The organism is Heyndrickxia shackletonii (assembly GCF_001420715.1).
GTDB classification, from domain to species: Bacteria; Bacillota; Bacilli; order Bacillales; family Bacillaceae_C; genus Margalitia; species Margalitia shackletonii.
In genome coordinates this window covers 3,271,086-3,288,069 of record NZ_LJJC01000004.1, presented here as the reverse complement: position 1 = coordinate 3,288,069, position 16,984 = coordinate 3,271,086, and the positions used below count along the sequence as shown (strand labels likewise).

The following is a 16,984-nucleotide window of genomic DNA, read 5'->3' as shown; positions in this document are numbered from 1 at the left end:
AATTAGTAAAATAGACATAAGTAGATAAATAATGACAATTTTTGAATTAAAGAGGGCCTGGGGTTTAAAAAGGGATGGTTATATGAAGCAGACTAATAATACACATACGAAGAAAAAAATGGTACATCCTGAAAATGGTCATGAAGAAAAAATGCTTCGTGATATTTTCTTGCATCAAATTTCAGATATGGTATTTATCATGAAAGTGGAACCTGGTCCAACATTTCGTTATTTATTTGTAAATCAAAAAGGATTGGATCATGCGAATTTAAAGGAAGAGCATATAGGCTCTCTTATGGAAGAAGTGTTACCGGAAGAACTCTCTACCCATTTAAATAGATATTATCAAAAAGTGTTGGAAACAAACGAAACCGTCATTTTTACGGATTATATTCAAGTAAATGAACATGAAATTAGAGTGTTTGAGAGTCGTCTTACAGGAATAAATGATCAAAATTCTATTTCCTATATTGTTGGTATTACACGAGATGTTACGGATTTAGTTGAAACAAGACAAAAATATCAATCACTTATCGATCATAATTTAGATGCGATTTTTTCTATTAATGAAAAGGGAAGAATATTAAGTGCCAATCCTGCTAGTTTGAAAATGATAGGCTATACCGAAGAAGAGCTTATTAATCGTTCTATTTACGAATTAGTAGATAAAAACGGAGTCGGGGAAATATTCAGAGTAATGTCTAATACTTTATCTGGAGAACCGCAAGAAACGAATGATTGTACATTTATTAATAAACAAGGTGTTAAATTATATATACAATTAAAAACGGTCCCAATTAAAATTAATGGGGAAATAAGGGGAATATACGTCATTATTCGTGATACTACCGAGCAGTGGAGAACGAATGAAAAGATGAACTATATGGCAATGCACGATTCATTAACAGGTTTGTGGAATCGTCCGGCGTTATTAGAGCATCTTCAAGCTGAAATTACGACATCGATGATTAAAGAGCAAGATTTTGCCCTTTTTTATATTGATTTAGATCGATTCAAATACTTTAATGACACATTAGGTCATCAAGCAGGAGATGAACTGTTAAAGCAAACCTCTCACCGGTTATTAACTTTAAATGTCTCTTATAATCGTGTATATCGATTAGGCGGAGACGAGTTTGTTATCATTTTGCCTAGAATAAAGAAAAAAGAAGCGGATCGTGTCGCTGGAAATATCCTTGCATTGTTCCATGAACCATTTAATATTTATGATCAAGACTACTACCTAACCCCATCCATTGGTATTAGTCTCTTTCCGGCAGATGGGAAAGATGCGGAAAGCTTAATCAAAAATGCTGACAGTGCGCTTATTCAGGTAAAGGAAAAAGGGAAGGGACATTATCGTTTTTACCGTACAGAAATGAATGAAGCCTTTCCAAACTATATTTTGATGGAAGCACATTTGCGAAAGGCTATTGAAAAGAATGAATTTATCATGCATTATCAACCGCAAGTTAATTTACTTGATGGCAAGATAAAGAGCTTTGAAGCGTTAATACGCTGGAATAATCGAAAGTTTGGTTTTGTATCCCCGGCACAATTTATTCCGTTGGCTGAAGAAACGGGGCTGATAATCTCAATTGGTGAGTGGGTTATCCATACTGTTTGTGAACAACTTGCAATTTGGAGAAAAAAGGGTTTTAAAGATATTCGTGTTGCAATCAATATATCACCGAAACAATTACTTGATCCAAATCTGCCAACTATTATTAAAAAGGCACTGTTATTTTACCAATTACCGGCTTCTTCCATTGAAATTGAAGTAACGGAAGGAGCAATGGAGGATACTAGAAATGCTCTGTCCATGCTCCAGCGTCTAAAAGAAATCGGGATTGTAATTTCAGTTGACGATTTCGGAACAGGATACTCTTCCTTGAATTATTTAAAAAGATTTCCGATAGACATTATTAAAATTGATCAGTCCTTTGTAAAAGAAATTCAAGTAAATGAAAAAGATGCCGCTATTACGAAAACAATTATTAATCTTGCCCATAATTTAGGGATGGAGGTCATTGCTGAGGGAGTCGAAGAAAGCGATCAGGTTCAATTCCTCATTTCCGCACAATGTCTTAAAGCACAAGGATTTTATTTCAGCCGTCCGGTGAGTGCAGATGAGATTGAAAAAAATGTATTGTGTATATAAGAAGATCGCAAGTATACGGATGAGCAAAATTGGCACTTCAAAATTTCACCGAGTAACATTTGAAATGTAATTTTACCAAGTATAAATAGCACTACCATTTTCACTTGTTGCACTATCTCAAGCAAGAGACGTAGAAATCCGCTAATCAATGGCTTCTTACTTTAGATAGATATAGAATACTTGAAAATTAATTTATGCGATCCCCCTAAGAAATGCCCGCTACTTAACGGATATTGCAATGTTGCGGTCATTTCTTATGTTTTTCCCGATTGTAATTGGAAGATCGTTATTTCTGGTACGGATAAAAACCGAAAAGGTAGTCTGGTCGTCCCAAGTCCGCGGTTTACATATAAGTAAAGTGGATTCCTTATATTTACATGGTATTCCCCTTCGATATACTTCCTTCCATATGGAGGTGTTACTAAAGGTCCGTAAAACGGTATTTTTACTTGTCCACCATGGCTATGTCCGCTTAATTGAATATCAATGCCGATTGCGGATGCGGCATCTGCAAGGTCAGGTGCATGAGACAGGAGGATAGAAAAATAATGAACAGGTATTCTTTTAAGTGTTCCTGGAATATCTGGCTTCCCTAACATAGCATCGTCAATGCCCGCTACAAATATTTTTTCACCATTATTTAACTCAAGCGAAATGGCTTCATTTCTTAAAACGTAAAAATTTGCTTTTTCCATGATTTGCATATAAATATCGGTACCATAGCCGCCATGATCATGATTCCCAAAAATCGCATACTTTCCATAAGGAGCATTTAATTCCTTCAGAATATTGCATAGCGCTTCTTTAAATGGATACTGATTTGGTTTGTCCATTAAGTCACCTGTAAAAAAAATGATGTCAGGCTTTATCTTATTGATGGCTATAATATGTTTTTTTAATTGTTCTAAGCTATATTGAAATCCAATATGTGTGTCGCTAAATTGAACAATTTTACAGCCGTGAAAGCTTTTCGGAATTTTCTCGTGATAAATGGGAATATAATTCATGTCAAGACGGTGTGGTTCAATGTATCGACTATAAATATAGCCACCGCTGCTGAGACCTATTAATGCCAAAAAATAACTTATTACCCTTTTCAAAAAGCTTCTTCGGGATATGGGATTATTCATTTTTATCAATGAAGCAACATAAACTATTTGTTAAGTTTTTCATTTTATTCGCGGTATGCTTCTCTCCTTTATGCCATATCTATTGAAATCTTAAGTATTTAAAGGTATATTCTATTTATATTGCGAGGTTAAATGAATAATAATTTATTAGATAGATAAAATTTAAAAAAGTTTTTAGAAGTATCGTGAATAGATAGGAAAGGGGTTATTATTATGCACAAACATAAGCATATGGACGTTTTCTTCTTACCAACGAAGTCCGGAATGATAAAAATCTATTCATACGGTTTTTCATCTGGGGAATCATGGGGTCAAGTTTTTACTGAATATAATGATATTACAGTATCGGTTAAAGGATATAATCAAAAGAAGGCAATTATTAAATCGATTTCAAGATTAAATGATTCCTTGCTTAATAAAAATAGAGATAAATAAGAAAAGTGCAAGCGCCTTGCTCATCGGCGTACGGATTTCGTAGTCGCAGGCTCGAGATAAAGGAAACACAGTGAGGTAGTTCACGAACTGATGTTGACTTATCGTAGGGAGGAGACGGAGAAATCCGCTAGCCGATAGGCGCTGTAGCTAGACAAGATTAAACTTGTTAAATTATTTAGATGTTGAAAAATTTTATACTTTCCTATCCATTAAAAAAGGGTTTTTAACCCTTTTTTTTGCTTCAAAAAATTTGAATATTTTTAAAAAGGGCAATTCGTGTTACAATGGGAAAAGAACGAGATATATACACAAATAAATGAATGACTATTCATTCACTGCGAAGGGGAGGAACAAATGAAAGATCGAGTAGTTATTATCACTGGCGGTTCAAGCGGAATGGGTAAATATATGGCAAAGAAGTTTGCCCAAGAGGGTGCAAATGTCATAATAACCGGAAGAAATTCCGATAGGCTGCATGCGACAAAAGAGGAATTAGAAAAAATAAATTCAAATATATTAACTGTCCAAATGGATGTAAGAAACCCAGAGGAAGTACAACAAATGGTGGATGAAGCACATTCGTGTTTTGGAAAGATTGATTTCCTTGTCAATAATGCTGCCGGGAATTTTATTTGTCCAGCTGAAAAGCTTTCCATTAACGGGTGGAATTCAGTTATTAATATTGTATTAAATGGAACATTTTACTGCTCTCATGCGGTCGGAAACTATTGGATTGAAAAAGGCATTAAAGGAAGTATGATTAATATGGTTGCAACATATGCATGGAATGCAGGACCTGGAGTTATTCACTCAGCTTCCGCAAAAGCAGGGGTCTTAGCCTTAACAAGAACCTTAGCAGTAGAATGGGGAAGGAAATACGGAATTCGTGTAAATGCCATTGCTCCTGGACCAATTGATAAAACCGGCGGAGCAGAAAAATTATGGGAATCAGAAGAAGCAGCGAAAAGAACATTAAATAGCATCCCGTTGGGAAGATTGGGAAATCCAGAAGAAATTGCGGAATTAGCAGCCTTTTTATTTTCTGATAAAGCTGCCTATATAAATGGAGAATGTATTACGATGGATGGCGGCCAGTGGCTGAATCAATATCCTTTTTAACAATCGGGGGTTACATAAATGAAGTTTTTTGGAAAAGAGCATTATATAACTAGTTTTTCTGCTAAACATCAGCCAAAGTATTTTGTTGATTTAGGGGAAACTTTTCAAGTTGAAACACATGATTGCTACGGCGGAGCATTCACGAGTGAAAGTCAATTGCGGACAAGTATGAAGATGGATTATATTAATCCTGCTACTGGGCCCATTTATATTAATGGCGTAGAAAAAGGAGATATTCTTTGTATTGAAATAGAGAATATCGAATTAGATTCTCAAGGTGTCATGGTTCTTTACCCTGGTATGGGGAGATTGGGGAACAAGGTGAAGATTGAAGATACCAAAATAATTCTGATAGAAAATGGGACAGTTTTCTATAACGAACAACTTCAATTTAAAGTCAGACCAATGATTGGAGTCATTGGAGTTGCTCCAGTAGATGGGGAGATATTAAGTGAATCGCCTGGGGATCATGGGGGTAATATGGATACAAAATACATCACTGCCGGGAATAAACTGTATCTACCTGTTTTTCATGATGGCGCACTATTAGCACTTGGGGATTTGCATGCTGCCATGGGGGATGGAGAATTAAATGGTTCCGGTATCGAAATTGGCGGAAAGGTAACACTTAAAGTATCAAAAAAAGAAAACCAACCACTTGCATTACCAGTTGTTGAAACGCTTGATTCCTATATGTTTATTGCTTCAGAAAAAACGGTAGAAAAAGCTGCAGAAAAAGGAATGATTACTGCCGTAGAAGCTATTCAAGCAAAGCAATCTTTGACCTTTAACGATGCATACCGGCTTCTTAGTGCATTATGTGATATACAAATCAGCCAATTAGTTAACCCTTTAGTAACAGTTAGAATTAGTGTTCCAAAGGAATTACTGATGTAAAGACCAAATACGCTGATCTCCGCAGATCTAGCGTACGGATGGGTGAAATTTATGTGCCAAATTCACTTTTATGGGTCAGGTGAGCCAAAGGAAACACAGTGAGGAAACGGAAAATGCTGAAGTGAGACGGAGACAATTTTTTCAGGTAATCCACATGGATTTCATAATACTTAAACAATGAAAAATCCTTACTCAAATTTGGGTAAGGATTTTTTGTCGAACGGATAAAAATAATATGACAAAAATTGCATATTTGAAGTTTATAGACAGTGATATATTTTTATCATCAAAAATGGTTAAAACTACCTATATTCATATGAAAAATAAGATTGTCATTATTTCCGTTAGGATGTCTGTTTCTGTGAGAAATTTGCGAACGATTCCATGTATATCGACATTTTTCCATTGTTACAATGAAAAGGCATAGACAAGCATTGGAGAGGAGAGTGACATGTTGAAGAAAATAATAATCACTACAGTTCTGATTGTGGGTGTATTGTTTGGACTTAAGTCTCATGTTATGGCCGAAGGGAAAAGTGCAGATTATAAACAATTTGTAAAAGATGCTTTTCATACCCAGGTTGCACTTAGCGAAAAAGAACGTTCTTTAAATGAAATTAAGGACATGTTGAATACTTACTTTACTAAAGATTTCATTTCTCTTTTCCTTAAAGAAAATCTTGTGAAAACGGATAAAGGTTATCAAACGTTTGGCTCCGATTTTCCTTTATATTACATTCCCTTCTTTTCTTATGATGATCAAACAAAGGTGAAGAAGTTGGGGAATAGGGTGTATATTTTTGAGAATATGGCTAAAAAAGACACTGGCCCAGTCATTTATAAAAGTGATTATCAAGGTGTACGCTTAAAGAAAGTAAAAGGTGTTTGGAAAATTGACGAAATACTTTACTACGTCCCAAAGAATATTATTCAATCGCCAAAGGCAACAATGAAACATCCAACACATCATGGATTAAAAAGTCTAAAGAATTCTTTTCTTAATCCTTTAACATCGTTCATTTTACCGATCAACTTTAAACCAATTTGGCTGCTGATGTCAAAGTTTTAAAAGGAACCTCATCCAGATGAGGTTTTTTATTTTGAATGTTTTCATTGCAATCATGATAACTATTCTCTTATAATGTTTTTATTGCTTGCAAAATTGTTTACATAACTATTTATAAAAAAAGAATGCATCATAAAGAAATATAGATTTTTGATGGTTAGAAATGTACATTCGGGAATGATAAAATAAGAAAGTAAATGTAAATACCTCTAAATAAGGTATTGTGAGAGCGAGCAGATAAAGCTTGATTGTTGAAAGGAGTTTATGTATGTCCCAATTGTTAGGAATTATACAAAGATTAAAAGCAATGCAAGAAGGAAATGAAACAGGTGATGTTCAACAAAGACGTTTTGAGGTAAATGGAAAAACTCTTTGTCAGGTGAAATACTTTCCGGCTACGGAGACGTTTGAATTAGAAGTGTATGGTGATGATAAAAAAACGAATAAATATCAATTTGATGATATTGATATTACATCCATTGAAATCTTTGATTTAGTCCAAGAAGAAAGAAATCCATCCTAGAGCCTTATTTTTTGGCTCTTTTTTTATTTTAAAAACGTTATAATGAGGGTTAGGATAACATTATAATGAATGGAGGAGAAAGTATTTGTTGCTATACATCATACTTGGAATTCAAACGCTTATCATGCTTTTAGTGGTAGCTGAATTAATGAACATCAGAAAAGAAATAAATGAAATTAAAGACTTATTTAAGAAAAAAATAGACACGAAATAAACATGCTTTCTACACGAATTTCTAGTTCTCATTTCCATGATCTATGATAGAATATGTAAGGATATATAAATACAAACAAGGGAGTTTTATGATGATTTCCTTACAAAGCCACGAATTTTTAGAACCGAAAATTAGTGATTTTATGATCCCTTCTGAAAAAGTTGCACATGTTCAAGTCGGAAATAGCCTTGAGCATGCATTATTGGTATTAACGAAGAGTGGTTATTCCGCAATCCCAGTATTAGATGCAAGGTTTAAATTGCACGGATTAATAAGTTCTTCCCTTATTACGGAGTCCATCCTTGGATTAGAAAGAATTGAATTTGAAAAATTAAGCGATTATAAAGTTGAAAATGTGATGACGAAAAAAATTCCTCGAGTAAAATTGGAGGATCAGTTTGAAAAAGCACTAGGTTTATTAGTTGATCACCCGTTTTTATGCGTAGAGGATGAAGAAGGTTTCTTTGCCGGTATCTTTACCCGTCGAACATTGCTAAAAGAATTGAACCATCATATACACAAGCTCAATCATTTTTAGAAGTTCCCTTATTGGGGGCTTTTATTATTTGTAAATAAAAGTTTTTTATAATGAATTTCCTTCATCATTAAGATACAATATAAGAAAAACTTATGAGGTTTGAAAATGTCCACAACTGAATTCCAATTATTAGCGGTACTGGCTCAAGAAATGAACATGAGAAAGGCAGCGGAACGACTATTTGTTTCCCAGCCTGCTCTTTCCCAGCGATTACAAAATATCGAAAAACAGTGGGGAACAAAGCTATTTATTCGCACGCAAAAAGGGCTAACATTAACGCCTTCGGGTGAACTGGTGATCCGACTAGCTAATGAAGTGCTGGAAAAGGAAGAAAAAGTTCGAGAGGAATTGCAGTCCTTGGACTCAAAAGTACATGGAACATTGAAAATAGCTTGTGCATCTATAGTCGGACAAAATTGGCTTCCTAAAGTATTAAAGAGCTTTGTAGATCAATATCCATTAGCAAAAATATCCCTTATTACTGGCTGGAGCAGTGAAATTCTCAAATCCTTATATGAGGATGAGGTACATATAGGAATCTTGCGTGGCTCGACAGATTGGAAAGGACCAAAAATTCATTTATTTGAAGATACCTTGTATCTTGTCGATAAAGAAATTGAGAAAATTGAAGATGTCTTAAAAACGGAACGACCATTTATTCAATTTAAAAGCGATTCAAATTATTACCAGGAAATTCAAGATTGGTGGCATCGTGAGTTTCAGACAACTCCAAAAAATACGATTGTGGTAGATCAAATCGAGACGTGCAAGCAGATGACTTTTAATGGGATTGGGTATGCAATCTTACCTGCCATTACCCTGAACGAGTCGGCGAAAGATATGAAAAAAATCCCTTTAAAAGGCGGTCATGATCAAAGACTAAAACGTGACACATGGCTGCTTGGCTACGAATCAGCCTTCGAATTAAAACAAGTACAAGCATTCATTGAAGTGGTGAACGATTTTTTAGCTACTCAGCCGCATACATTCTAGATGAATATACTTGTACACTGCGATTTAGTCTGTTAAAGTAATGTGAGAAATAGTAAATGAAATTCATGAAAGGGGAATACATAAATGAAAATGATGGATGCGAACGAAATTATTTCGTTTATTTCAAACAGCAAAAAATCAACACCTGTTAAGGTATATGTAAAAGGAAATTTAGAAGGGATCTCTTTTGGTGACAGTGTTCAAACCTTCCTTAACGGCAATACAGGTGTCGTTTTTGGAGAATGGTCTGAAATTTCCGAGGTCCTCCATACATATAAAGATCAAATTGAAGATTATGTCATTGAAAATGATCGACGTAATTCTGCCATTCCATTATTAGATCTTAAAGGGATCAACGCGCGCATTGAACCAGGTGCTGTCATTCGTGACCAAGTTGAAATTGGCAATAATGCAGTTATTATGATGGGGGCAGTAATTAATATTGGTGCAGTTATCGGTGAGGGTACCATGATTGATTTAAATGCAGTACTTGGTGGTCGTGCCACAGTAGGGAAAAACTGTCACATTGGTGCAGGTGCTGTTTTAGCAGGCGTTATTGAGCCGCCTTCTGCTAAACCGGTTATTATCGAAGATGATGTATTAGTTGGCGCGAATGCTGTCATTCTGGAAGGTGTAACAGTAGGCAAAGGATCCGTTGTTGCTGCAGGTGCTATTGTAGTTAATGATGTTCCACCAAACACTGTTGTTGCAGGTGTTCCTGCAAAAGTGATTAAAGAAATTGATGAAAAAACAAAATCTAAAATTGAAATTAAACAAGAACTAAGAAAACTATAATTTTTTTAAGCCTGGCGCATGCAGCCAGGCTTTTTCAAAAAGGGGTTCATTAACGATGGAGAAAGTAAATCCTTTTGTACAAATACGGCGCGAGTTACATCAAATACCTGAACTAGGATTTCAGGAATTTAAAACACAAGCATATTTATTACACTATTTAGAAACACTGCCTCAAGAGCGTATGGAGATAAAAAAGTGGAAAACTGGATTATTTGTAAAAGTCTATGGTACTTCACCGAAAAAATTAATCGGTTATCGTACGGATATTGATGGATTGCCAATTGTGGAGCAAACGGGCTTGTCCTTTAAATCTGAGCATGAAGGCAGAATGCATGCTTGCGGTCATGATTTTCACATGAGTATAGCATTAGGTGTCTTAACCAATGTTGTTAATCATCCTGTTCAAGATGATGTTTTATTTATTTTTCAACCTGCTGAAGAGGGACCTGGCGGAGCTTTGCCAATGCTAGAAACAGATATAATGAAGGAATGGAAGCCGGATATTATTTTTGCCCTTCACATTGCTCCTGAATATCCGGTTGGAACAATTGCGATTCGGGAAGGTTTGTTATTCGCAAATACATCTGAATTATTTATTGATTTAAAAGGAAAAGGCGGTCATGCTGCATATCCTCACGAAACGAGGGATATGGTAGTGGCGTCATCGTATTTGGTTACTCAGCTGCAATCGATCATTTCAAGAAATGTAGATCCACTGGATAGTGCAGTTATTACGATCGGAAAGATAACGGGCGGCACAGTGCAAAATATTATCGCCGAAACAGCCAGGCTTGAGGGAACAATTCGGACGTTATCGCCTGAAGCGATGCAAAAGGTTAAGCAGCGTATTGAAGCTGTTGTAAATGGTATTAGTGCAAGTTTTGAGTGTGAAGCTGAAATCGATTATGGGTCCATGTACCATCAGGTATATAATCACGAAGCACCAACCCGAGATTTTATTAAATTCCTAGAAGCAAAAGAAAATATAAACGTATTTATTTGTAAAGAAGCAATGACAGGAGAAGATTTTGGGTATATGCTTAAGGAAATTCCGGGATTTATGTTTTGGTTAGGTGTTGATTCTCCTTACGGACTGCATCATGCCATGCTAAATCCAGATGAAAAAGCAATCGAAATTGCCATTAAGGTCGTATCGGAATACATTTTTCAAATGTAATAAAAATAAGTTACACCACACTAATTAGGCGTGGTGTTTTTTTTTTTTATGTAAAATATTTAATTTTTGGAAATGTATTGTAAAATAGTAAAGTGAATATTTTTTTAGAAAATTCTGTAGGGGATGGGCAGGAAATTTCGTTAATGATTTAGTATGAATATCTTATAAAGAAAAAGGGGGAATACCAAATATTAATGCTCAATATTGGAAATGGAAGAGAATATGGAGGTTTATGATGACAAAAAAATTAAAGAGGTCAATTTTTTTCATATTATTTGTTATTTCTCTCACTTTTGCGTCTTCACCAGTTTTGGCAAAAGAGAGTATCCAAGTCAAAGCAAATATTGGCTACGATCGAACAGTGAAAACGGGAAGAGGAGTACCGGTACATATAAAGCTTGAGAATAAAGGAGAAGACTTTAGTGGAGATCTCCTTATTAATTTTGCCCCTGCCTATAATGCTGGCGGTTCCAAGATTTTGCATGTACATATCCCCGCAGGCTCAACAAAAAGTTACTCTGTTTCCATCCCAGGTTTTTCTGATGAGGTGGGGTTTTCGAACAACAATACAGCATTTATTCATTTATTTAAAGGCGATTGGCAGGATGGCCATGAAGTAAAGGTATCAACAGAGGCATTTAGCATCCCTAGAATCCTATCTTCTGATTCTACTACAATTGGTTTATTAAGTGAGAATACTGATAGATTAAAAGAATTAAAAGTTTTGCAGCTGAATAATGGAAGTTCCCAAAGCTTTACTCTATCGAAAGATAATTTCCCGAATGATTCCGCAGGACTTGAGTTTTTTAACTTTATCGTGGTAGATGAGTTTGCAATAAGTACATTAGATAATAAACAGCAAGATGCTTTACTAGGCTGGATAAAAAATGGCGGGGTATTGATTGCAGGTGCAAACCCAAATGGCAATCAGGCATTCGGAAGCATACAATCTAGTATGCCTTTAGATATAAATGATGAAATAACCGTTCACGACCTATCCTTTTTAAAAGGGAGCGAAAAACCTTCTTTCAATAGTCTTTCCATTTTTACTGGAAATGTCCAAAAGGATGCAGTCGCAACCGCTTATTCAGAATCGCATCCCGTGGTTGCACAAAAATCGTTAGGAAACGGAAGTATCTGGCAAACAGCATTTTCACTTGGTGATGCCCCGCTTTCATCATGGAATGGTTACGATGAATGGTTTAGTACATTACTGGATAAAGCGGATAATACTGCTCTGAGAGAAATGTTTAAAGACGATAATTTCTATAGCAATATTATGTATCAAATAGGAGATGTAAATGACTTATTTCCTTCCTCATACTTTTCAATTGGGATATTAATACTGATTCTAGTTTGCTATTTTATCATCGTTGTACCAATTTTGTATTTTGTCCTCCGTAAAATAGATAAGAGAGAACATGCATGGTGGCTTATCCCTGCGCTTTCGCTTCTTTTTTCAACGGGTATCTTTGCTGCCGGTGCAAAAGATCGTATTGCAGCTCCACATATGAATGAAATAGGAGCATATAAGGCTAATGGTGATGGAAGTTTATATGGTTTGTATGCAGCAACCCTTATGTCGAACACCGGTGGGGATTATAAAATTGTTTACCCAAATCAGGAATTGAACGCGATTCCTTTTTATCGAAATTCAGTCGTTAATTCACCTCAAATGTATAAGCAAGCTACCATTGAAAGTAAACAAATGAATCAAGAACTAACCTTCCCCAATGTCGAGTTTTGGTCAACCCGCTCCTTTTTCGGATTCGCTCAAAAGGATGGAGTTGGCGGTTTCCGAGCTAATTTAGATTTACAGGACGGAAAGTTAACCGGAACAATAAAAAACGAGTTTCCATATAGCTTTGAAGACTTATATGTGTGGTCAGGTACCAATACATATGATTTGGGGGCTGTAAAAAAAGGGGAAACCTTAAATGTTACTAAGGAGGTTAATGTACCGTTTTTATCAGCCATGCAATATGTGGATGGTATGTTCTATCAACAAAACATTAACCGTTTGCAGGCTAGTAATATCCAACCTATGAAAGAAGAGGCTTTAAAGATGCTAGCTGGAAAATTAAATAATAGTCAAATAAATAACCCGGTTATTGTTGGTATTACGAAAGATGAAGTAATCAAAACAAATATTGTAGATAAAAAGGAAAAAAAGGAAAAGCTATCGCTAATTTATCAGCCGTTTAAAGTGAATACAGCTCTGCGTGGGCCATTTACTTTAGATACTGATCAACTTGCCATGAATATTAAGGTTTTAAAAGGAAATATTATGGACCGAAATACAGGGAAAAAGAATTATATTGTTCTTGATGACGGTGAATACGAGCTGAATTACCAAATTCCACAGCAACTGAATCCTGGCAAAACAAATATCAACGAAATCAAATTTGTGCTAGAAGCAAATGCTTATACGACTTATAGTGTTTTTGATTTCAAGGCAAATAAATATGTAAAATTAAATCCACAAAATAGAGTGGTGGAATTAAAAGACCATCCGCAGAGGTTTGTTTTGGATAACAAGATAAAAGTGAAGCTGGAGAAAAACGGCAATGAGCATCCGGACGTCAACCTCCCGCAATTAACATTGAAAGGGGATGTTCGTCCATGATTGAAATCATCGATTTAACGAAAAGATACGGAACCTTTACTGCACTGGATTCTCTTAATCTTAAAATTGAAAAAGGAAAGGTCTTTGGTTTTGTGGGGCAAAATGGCGCCGGAAAATCGACTACCTTTTCCATATTGGCTACATTATTATCTCCTACATCCGGAACAGCTTTTGTTAACGGATTTAATATTTCAAAGGAGCCGAAGCAAGTTAGAAAGCAAATTGGGTATATGCCTGATTTTTTTGGTGTATATGATCATTTAAGAGCAGATGAGTATCTTGATTTTTATGGTGCAAGCTACGGTATGGACGCAGATGCGAGGAAAAAATTGATTCCGCAGCTCTTGGAACTGGTGAATCTATCGCATAAAAAAGATTCTTATGTAGATGTCCTCTCTCGTGGAATGAAACAAAGACTTTGTTTGGCGAGGTCATTAATTCATGACCCTGAGGTGCTTATCTTGGATGAACCTGCTTCAGGACTTGATCCGCGTGCACGTGTGGAAATGCGTGAAATCTTAAAAGAACTAAAAACGATGGGGAAAACTATTTTAATCTCATCACATATACTACCTGAGTTAGCCGAAATGTGTGATGAGATAGGGGTTATTGATGGCGGAAAACTTGTTGCCCATGGAACAGTTGCGGAGATCCAAAGACAATTGCAAGCAGAAAAATTAATAATGGTAAAAGTTCTTGGGGATAGGGAGAATGCAATTCGCTATTTTGAGGATCAGGAAAAAGTGGTGCAAATAGAAAGAATGAATGAGGAAGACACCTTCCAATTTATATATAAAGGTGATGAAAAGTCACAGGTAATTCTATTAAAACAAGCAATATTACAAGATATTCCGATTGTTAGTTTCAAGGAATTTGAAACCAATCTGGAGGATGTCTTTATGGAAATAACGAAAGGAGTCGAACGATCATGAGACAATTTTTCATTAATCCAGTTTTAAATAAAGAAATAAAGCTTAGGTTTCGCTCCTTAAAAACATTTTTAGGCCTGCTTGCATATCTATTGGCAATAGGGATTATTGTTGTAGGATTTATTTATTTGATGACAAATTTCAGCAGTTCCGGATTCTTTCGTCCCGAGGAAAGTAAACAAATGTTTATCATGCTTTCTTTCATTCAATTAGCATTAATCTTGTTTATTACACCGGGTCTTTCAGCTGGCATTATTAGCGGTGAAAGAGAAAGACAAACATTAAATATTTTGCTCACTACAACGCAAAGCTCGACAAGTATTATATTAAGCAAATTATTTTCTTCCGTCTCTTACTTATTGCTTTTGATTATTGCCAGTTTACCGGTATATAGTATTGTATTTCTGTTTGGAGGAGTCTCACCGGGTATACTTTTGTCCATCATGGGACTTTATATCTTTACGATTCTAGTATTTGCGAGTATTGGCGTTTTCTTTTCAACTTTAATTAGACGTACCATTATTTCCATCATTACGACATATGGTGTAACCCTTTTCTTTGCTGGTGGTACAGCATTCCTATTTTTGATTGCAGTGAATTTTTCGCAATCTCAACAGTTAACGGATAATGTTGCATGTTATGTATTAGCAATGTTAAATCCTCCTATTGTTTTAGCAAGTATGCTAATGCCGGACATTAAGGAACAGATTATTCGATTATCTGGAGTTCATACGTCTCTATGGATTAGCTATATTGTGTTTTATTCGGTAATGATTATTGTATTAATTTTTGTCAGTATCCGAAAGCTTAGGCCAAATATGAATCCGAAAATTAGGTGATGACATGGAGACAAAAAGCAGGTTCATGAATCTGATAAAATCGGTAATGCGCCAATTATGGCTTTTACATGCTGCAAAGCATTTACAGCTCCTGTTCATGGCAGCAGGAGCATTCTCCTTTATCATGCTTATCGGTGCAAGAATTGTAGTGATTCCTTATTTAGGAATATATTGGTTCGTTAGTATCATCCTTATTTTTGTACTCGGTTTCCTTTATTTTTATAGACATAAACCAACTATCCGTGATGCAGCACATATTTACGATCATTTTATTGGAGATGACCGAGCAGGGACTTCCCTTTCCTTTCTAAACCGTGATGAAGAAATATATCAGCTTCAAAGGAATGATGCTATCAAACATATGAAGGCAGCTGAAGCAACTGTTTTAACAAGAAAGAAAAAATGGATTTTTTCAAAATGGCTAACCATTGCTTTCCTGTTGTGGTCATGTTCTGCAGTCTTCTTTTTTATTCCTAATGCAACGATGCAGGCTGCCAAACAAAAAGAGAAGGAAATAGAAACAATAAAAAAAGCAGAAAAGAAGCTCAAAAAGTTTGCAGACAATGCTAAAAACAAAGAAGTGAAGAAAACTCTGCAAGAAATAAAAAAGGATTTGAAATCGTCCAAAACTGCCAAGGAAGCTCTTAATAAACTGGTAAAGCAAAACAATCAGCTTGAATTGAAGCAATTAAAGGCAGAGAATCAAAAGCAAGAGCTGCAAAATTTTCAAAATCAGTTAAAGAATGCGGGTTTGAACCAACTGGCCAAAGCAATTTCCCAAAATGATCAAAAAAAAGTGGAACAGCAAATGAAACAATTAAAATCAAACTTGGACCAATTAACAAAAAAACAAAAACAAGCTTTAAAGCGATTTACAAATAATACATCATCTTTGACCAAAGAAGAACTTGCCAAACTGGAAAAGCAATTAATAAATGCTCTGAAAATAGCAGAAGAACAGCAAAATTTACAGCTTGCCCAAGACTCCTTACAGGAATCGGCACTTGAAATGCAACAGGAAATGATGAAGCAGGGCTTGCTTGATTCGAAACAAATTGCCTTCGCACCTGATAATCAACCCACTTCACAAAACAACCAAGGAAATACTTCATCAGGAAATCAGTCGAATGGTGGTCAAACTAATGGCAAGGGAACTAGTAATGGAAAAGGGTCCGGCGGCCAGACCGGAGGGCAAGGAAAAGGCTCAGGGAACGGGAATGGGCAAGGTGGCTCAGGAAAAGGAGGCGGCAATGGAATTGGAAGTGGCGCTGGTCAAGGCCAGGGCACAAGAAAATTCCTGACCATTCCCGAAAAAATAAACGGGACAACAAATATCGAGAAGGATTCGGGAAAACTTGGCAAAGGAAGTCAGCATCAATATTCGAGTAATGGACCGGTCCTAAAAGGTAATGTCCGTCCATACGAAGAAGCATATGGGAAGTATGAACAGGCATTTCGCGAAAGCACGGAGCGGGTTCAATTGCCAACTGAATTAGAGGAATTAGTAAAGCAGTACTTTTCAAATTTAAATCCCGACTAAAG

General features: G+C 35.8%; 16 protein-coding genes. 15 read left to right on the top strand and 1 reads right to left on the bottom strand.

Annotated features, from left to right (window positions below):
* Nucleotides 1-82 precede the first annotated feature (82 nt).
* The gene (locus AN964_RS15770; protein ID WP_235950585.1) at nucleotides 83-2,161 is read left to right on the top strand and encodes a bifunctional diguanylate cyclase/phosphodiesterase; all 2,079 of its coding nucleotides are present in this window, start codon (nucleotides 83-85) and stop codon (nucleotides 2,159-2,161) included.
* Between the two features lie 254 nt (nucleotides 2,162-2,415).
* Here AN964_RS15770 and AN964_RS15765 read toward each other — a convergent pair whose 3' ends face one another.
* The gene (locus AN964_RS15765; protein ID WP_055741263.1) at nucleotides 2,416-3,291 is read right to left on the bottom strand and encodes a metallophosphoesterase; all 876 of its coding nucleotides are present in this window, start codon (nucleotides 3,289-3,291) and stop codon (nucleotides 2,416-2,418) included.
* Nucleotides 3,292-3,504: 213 nt separating this feature from the next.
* Between AN964_RS15765 and AN964_RS15760 the strand changes: the two genes are divergently transcribed.
* The 14 genes from AN964_RS15760 to AN964_RS15700 all read left to right on the top strand — a co-directional run bounded on the left by AN964_RS15760 (nucleotide 3,505) and on the right by AN964_RS15700 (nucleotide 16,982).
* On the top strand, nucleotides 3,505-3,726 hold the full coding sequence (locus AN964_RS15760; RefSeq protein ID WP_055740603.1) for a hypothetical protein: 222 nt from the start codon (nucleotides 3,505-3,507) through the stop codon (nucleotides 3,724-3,726).
* Nucleotides 3,727-4,080: 354 nt separating this feature from the next.
* Nucleotides 4,081-4,845, top strand: coding sequence for a 2,4-dienoyl-CoA reductase (gene fadH, locus AN964_RS15755; RefSeq protein ID WP_055740602.1), 765 nt, complete (start codon nucleotides 4,081-4,083; stop codon nucleotides 4,843-4,845).
* Nucleotides 4,846-4,863: 18 nt separating this feature from the next.
* Complete coding sequence (locus AN964_RS15750; protein ID WP_055740601.1) at nucleotides 4,864-5,742, top strand: acetamidase/formamidase family protein; 879 nt, start codon at nucleotides 4,864-4,866, stop codon at nucleotides 5,740-5,742.
* Between the two features lie 454 nt (nucleotides 5,743-6,196).
* Nucleotides 6,197-6,811, top strand: a complete 615-nt coding sequence (locus tag AN964_RS15745) for a DUF3993 domain-containing protein (RefSeq protein ID WP_161809260.1) — start codon at nucleotides 6,197-6,199, stop codon at nucleotides 6,809-6,811.
* Between the two features lie 265 nt (nucleotides 6,812-7,076).
* Nucleotides 7,077-7,331 carry a YkuJ family protein gene (locus AN964_RS15740; RefSeq protein WP_055740599.1) on the top strand — a complete coding sequence of 85 codons (255 nt, stop codon included), beginning with the start codon at nucleotides 7,077-7,079 and terminating at the stop codon, nucleotides 7,329-7,331.
* 85 nt (nucleotides 7,332-7,416) lie between these two features.
* Nucleotides 7,417-7,545: a hypothetical protein gene (locus AN964_RS27320; RefSeq protein ID WP_280513065.1), complete on the top strand. Its 129-nt coding sequence runs from the start codon at nucleotides 7,417-7,419 to the stop codon at nucleotides 7,543-7,545.
* Nucleotides 7,546-7,636: 91 nt separating this feature from the next.
* Entirely contained in the window at nucleotides 7,637-8,083 is a 447-nt protein-coding gene (cbpB, locus tag AN964_RS15735) for a cyclic-di-AMP-binding protein CbpB (protein WP_055740598.1), read from the top strand.
* A gap of 105 nt (nucleotides 8,084-8,188) precedes the next feature.
* Nucleotides 8,189-9,076 (top strand): transcriptional regulator CcpC, encoded by an 888-nt coding sequence (ccpC, locus tag AN964_RS15730; protein ID WP_055740597.1) that lies wholly within the window; start codon nucleotides 8,189-8,191, stop codon nucleotides 9,074-9,076.
* Between the two features lie 84 nt (nucleotides 9,077-9,160).
* Nucleotides 9,161-9,871 (top strand): 2,3,4,5-tetrahydropyridine-2,6-dicarboxylate N-acetyltransferase, encoded by a 711-nt coding sequence (gene dapD / locus AN964_RS15725; RefSeq protein ID WP_055740596.1) that lies wholly within the window; start codon nucleotides 9,161-9,163, stop codon nucleotides 9,869-9,871.
* A 55-nt stretch (nucleotides 9,872-9,926) separates the two neighbouring features.
* Nucleotides 9,927-11,048 (top strand): N-acetyldiaminopimelate deacetylase, encoded by a 1,122-nt coding sequence (locus AN964_RS15720; protein ID WP_055740595.1) that lies wholly within the window; start codon nucleotides 9,927-9,929, stop codon nucleotides 11,046-11,048.
* Nucleotides 11,049-11,283: 235 nt separating this feature from the next.
* Nucleotides 11,284-13,674, top strand: coding sequence for a DUF8725 domain-containing protein (locus AN964_RS15715; RefSeq protein WP_055740594.1), 2,391 nt, complete (start codon nucleotides 11,284-11,286; stop codon nucleotides 13,672-13,674).
* Nucleotides 13,671-14,606 (top strand): ABC transporter ATP-binding protein, encoded by a 936-nt coding sequence (locus tag AN964_RS15710; RefSeq protein ID WP_055740593.1) that lies wholly within the window; start codon nucleotides 13,671-13,673, stop codon nucleotides 14,604-14,606. The genes AN964_RS15715 and AN964_RS15710 overlap by 4 nt, the downstream gene beginning before the upstream one ends.
* Complete coding sequence (locus AN964_RS15705; RefSeq protein WP_055740592.1) at nucleotides 14,603-15,442, top strand: ABC transporter permease; 840 nt, start codon at nucleotides 14,603-14,605, stop codon at nucleotides 15,440-15,442. Before AN964_RS15710 ends, AN964_RS15705 begins: the two co-directional genes overlap by 4 nt.
* A gap of 25 nt (nucleotides 15,443-15,467) precedes the next feature.
* On the top strand, nucleotides 15,468-16,982 hold the full coding sequence (locus tag AN964_RS15700) for a DUF8809 domain-containing protein (RefSeq protein WP_126647133.1): 1,515 nt from the start codon (nucleotides 15,468-15,470) through the stop codon (nucleotides 16,980-16,982).
* Nucleotides 16,983-16,984 lie beyond the last annotated feature (2 nt).

What these genes read in the sequence shown, in the direction of transcription:
- AN964_RS15715 (WP_055740594.1), top strand. Translation starts at nt 11,284, where the DNA reads ATGACAAAAAAATTAAAGAGGTCAATTTTTTTCATATTATTTGTTATT.
- ccpC (WP_055740597.1), top strand. Translation starts at nt 8,189, where the DNA reads ATGTCCACAACTGAATTCCAATTATTAGCGGTACTGGCTCAAGAAATG.
- dapD (WP_055740596.1), top strand. Translation starts at nt 9,161, where the DNA reads ATGAAAATGATGGATGCGAACGAAATTATTTCGTTTATTTCAAACAGC.
- AN964_RS15705 (WP_055740592.1), top strand. Translation starts at nt 14,603, where the DNA reads ATGAGACAATTTTTCATTAATCCAGTTTTAAATAAAGAAATAAAGCTT.
- AN964_RS15740 (WP_055740599.1), top strand. Translation starts at nt 7,077, where the DNA reads ATGTCCCAATTGTTAGGAATTATACAAAGATTAAAAGCAATGCAAGAA.
- AN964_RS15770 (WP_235950585.1), top strand. Translation starts at nt 83, where the DNA reads ATGAAGCAGACTAATAATACACATACGAAGAAAAAAATGGTACATCCT.
- AN964_RS15750 (WP_055740601.1), top strand. Translation starts at nt 4,864, where the DNA reads ATGAAGTTTTTTGGAAAAGAGCATTATATAACTAGTTTTTCTGCTAAA.
- AN964_RS15765 (WP_055741263.1), bottom strand. Translation starts at nt 3,291, where the DNA reads ATGAATAATCCCATATCCCGAAGAAGCTTTTTGAAAAGGGTAATAAGT.
- AN964_RS15710 (WP_055740593.1), top strand. Translation starts at nt 13,671, where the DNA reads ATGATTGAAATCATCGATTTAACGAAAAGATACGGAACCTTTACTGCA.
- cbpB (WP_055740598.1), top strand. Translation starts at nt 7,637, where the DNA reads ATGATTTCCTTACAAAGCCACGAATTTTTAGAACCGAAAATTAGTGAT.
- AN964_RS15700 (WP_126647133.1), top strand. Translation starts at nt 15,468, where the DNA reads ATGAATCTGATAAAATCGGTAATGCGCCAATTATGGCTTTTACATGCT.
- fadH (WP_055740602.1), top strand. Translation starts at nt 4,081, where the DNA reads ATGAAAGATCGAGTAGTTATTATCACTGGCGGTTCAAGCGGAATGGGT.
- AN964_RS15760 (WP_055740603.1), top strand. Translation starts at nt 3,505, where the DNA reads ATGCACAAACATAAGCATATGGACGTTTTCTTCTTACCAACGAAGTCC.
- AN964_RS15720 (WP_055740595.1), top strand. Translation starts at nt 9,927, where the DNA reads ATGGAGAAAGTAAATCCTTTTGTACAAATACGGCGCGAGTTACATCAA.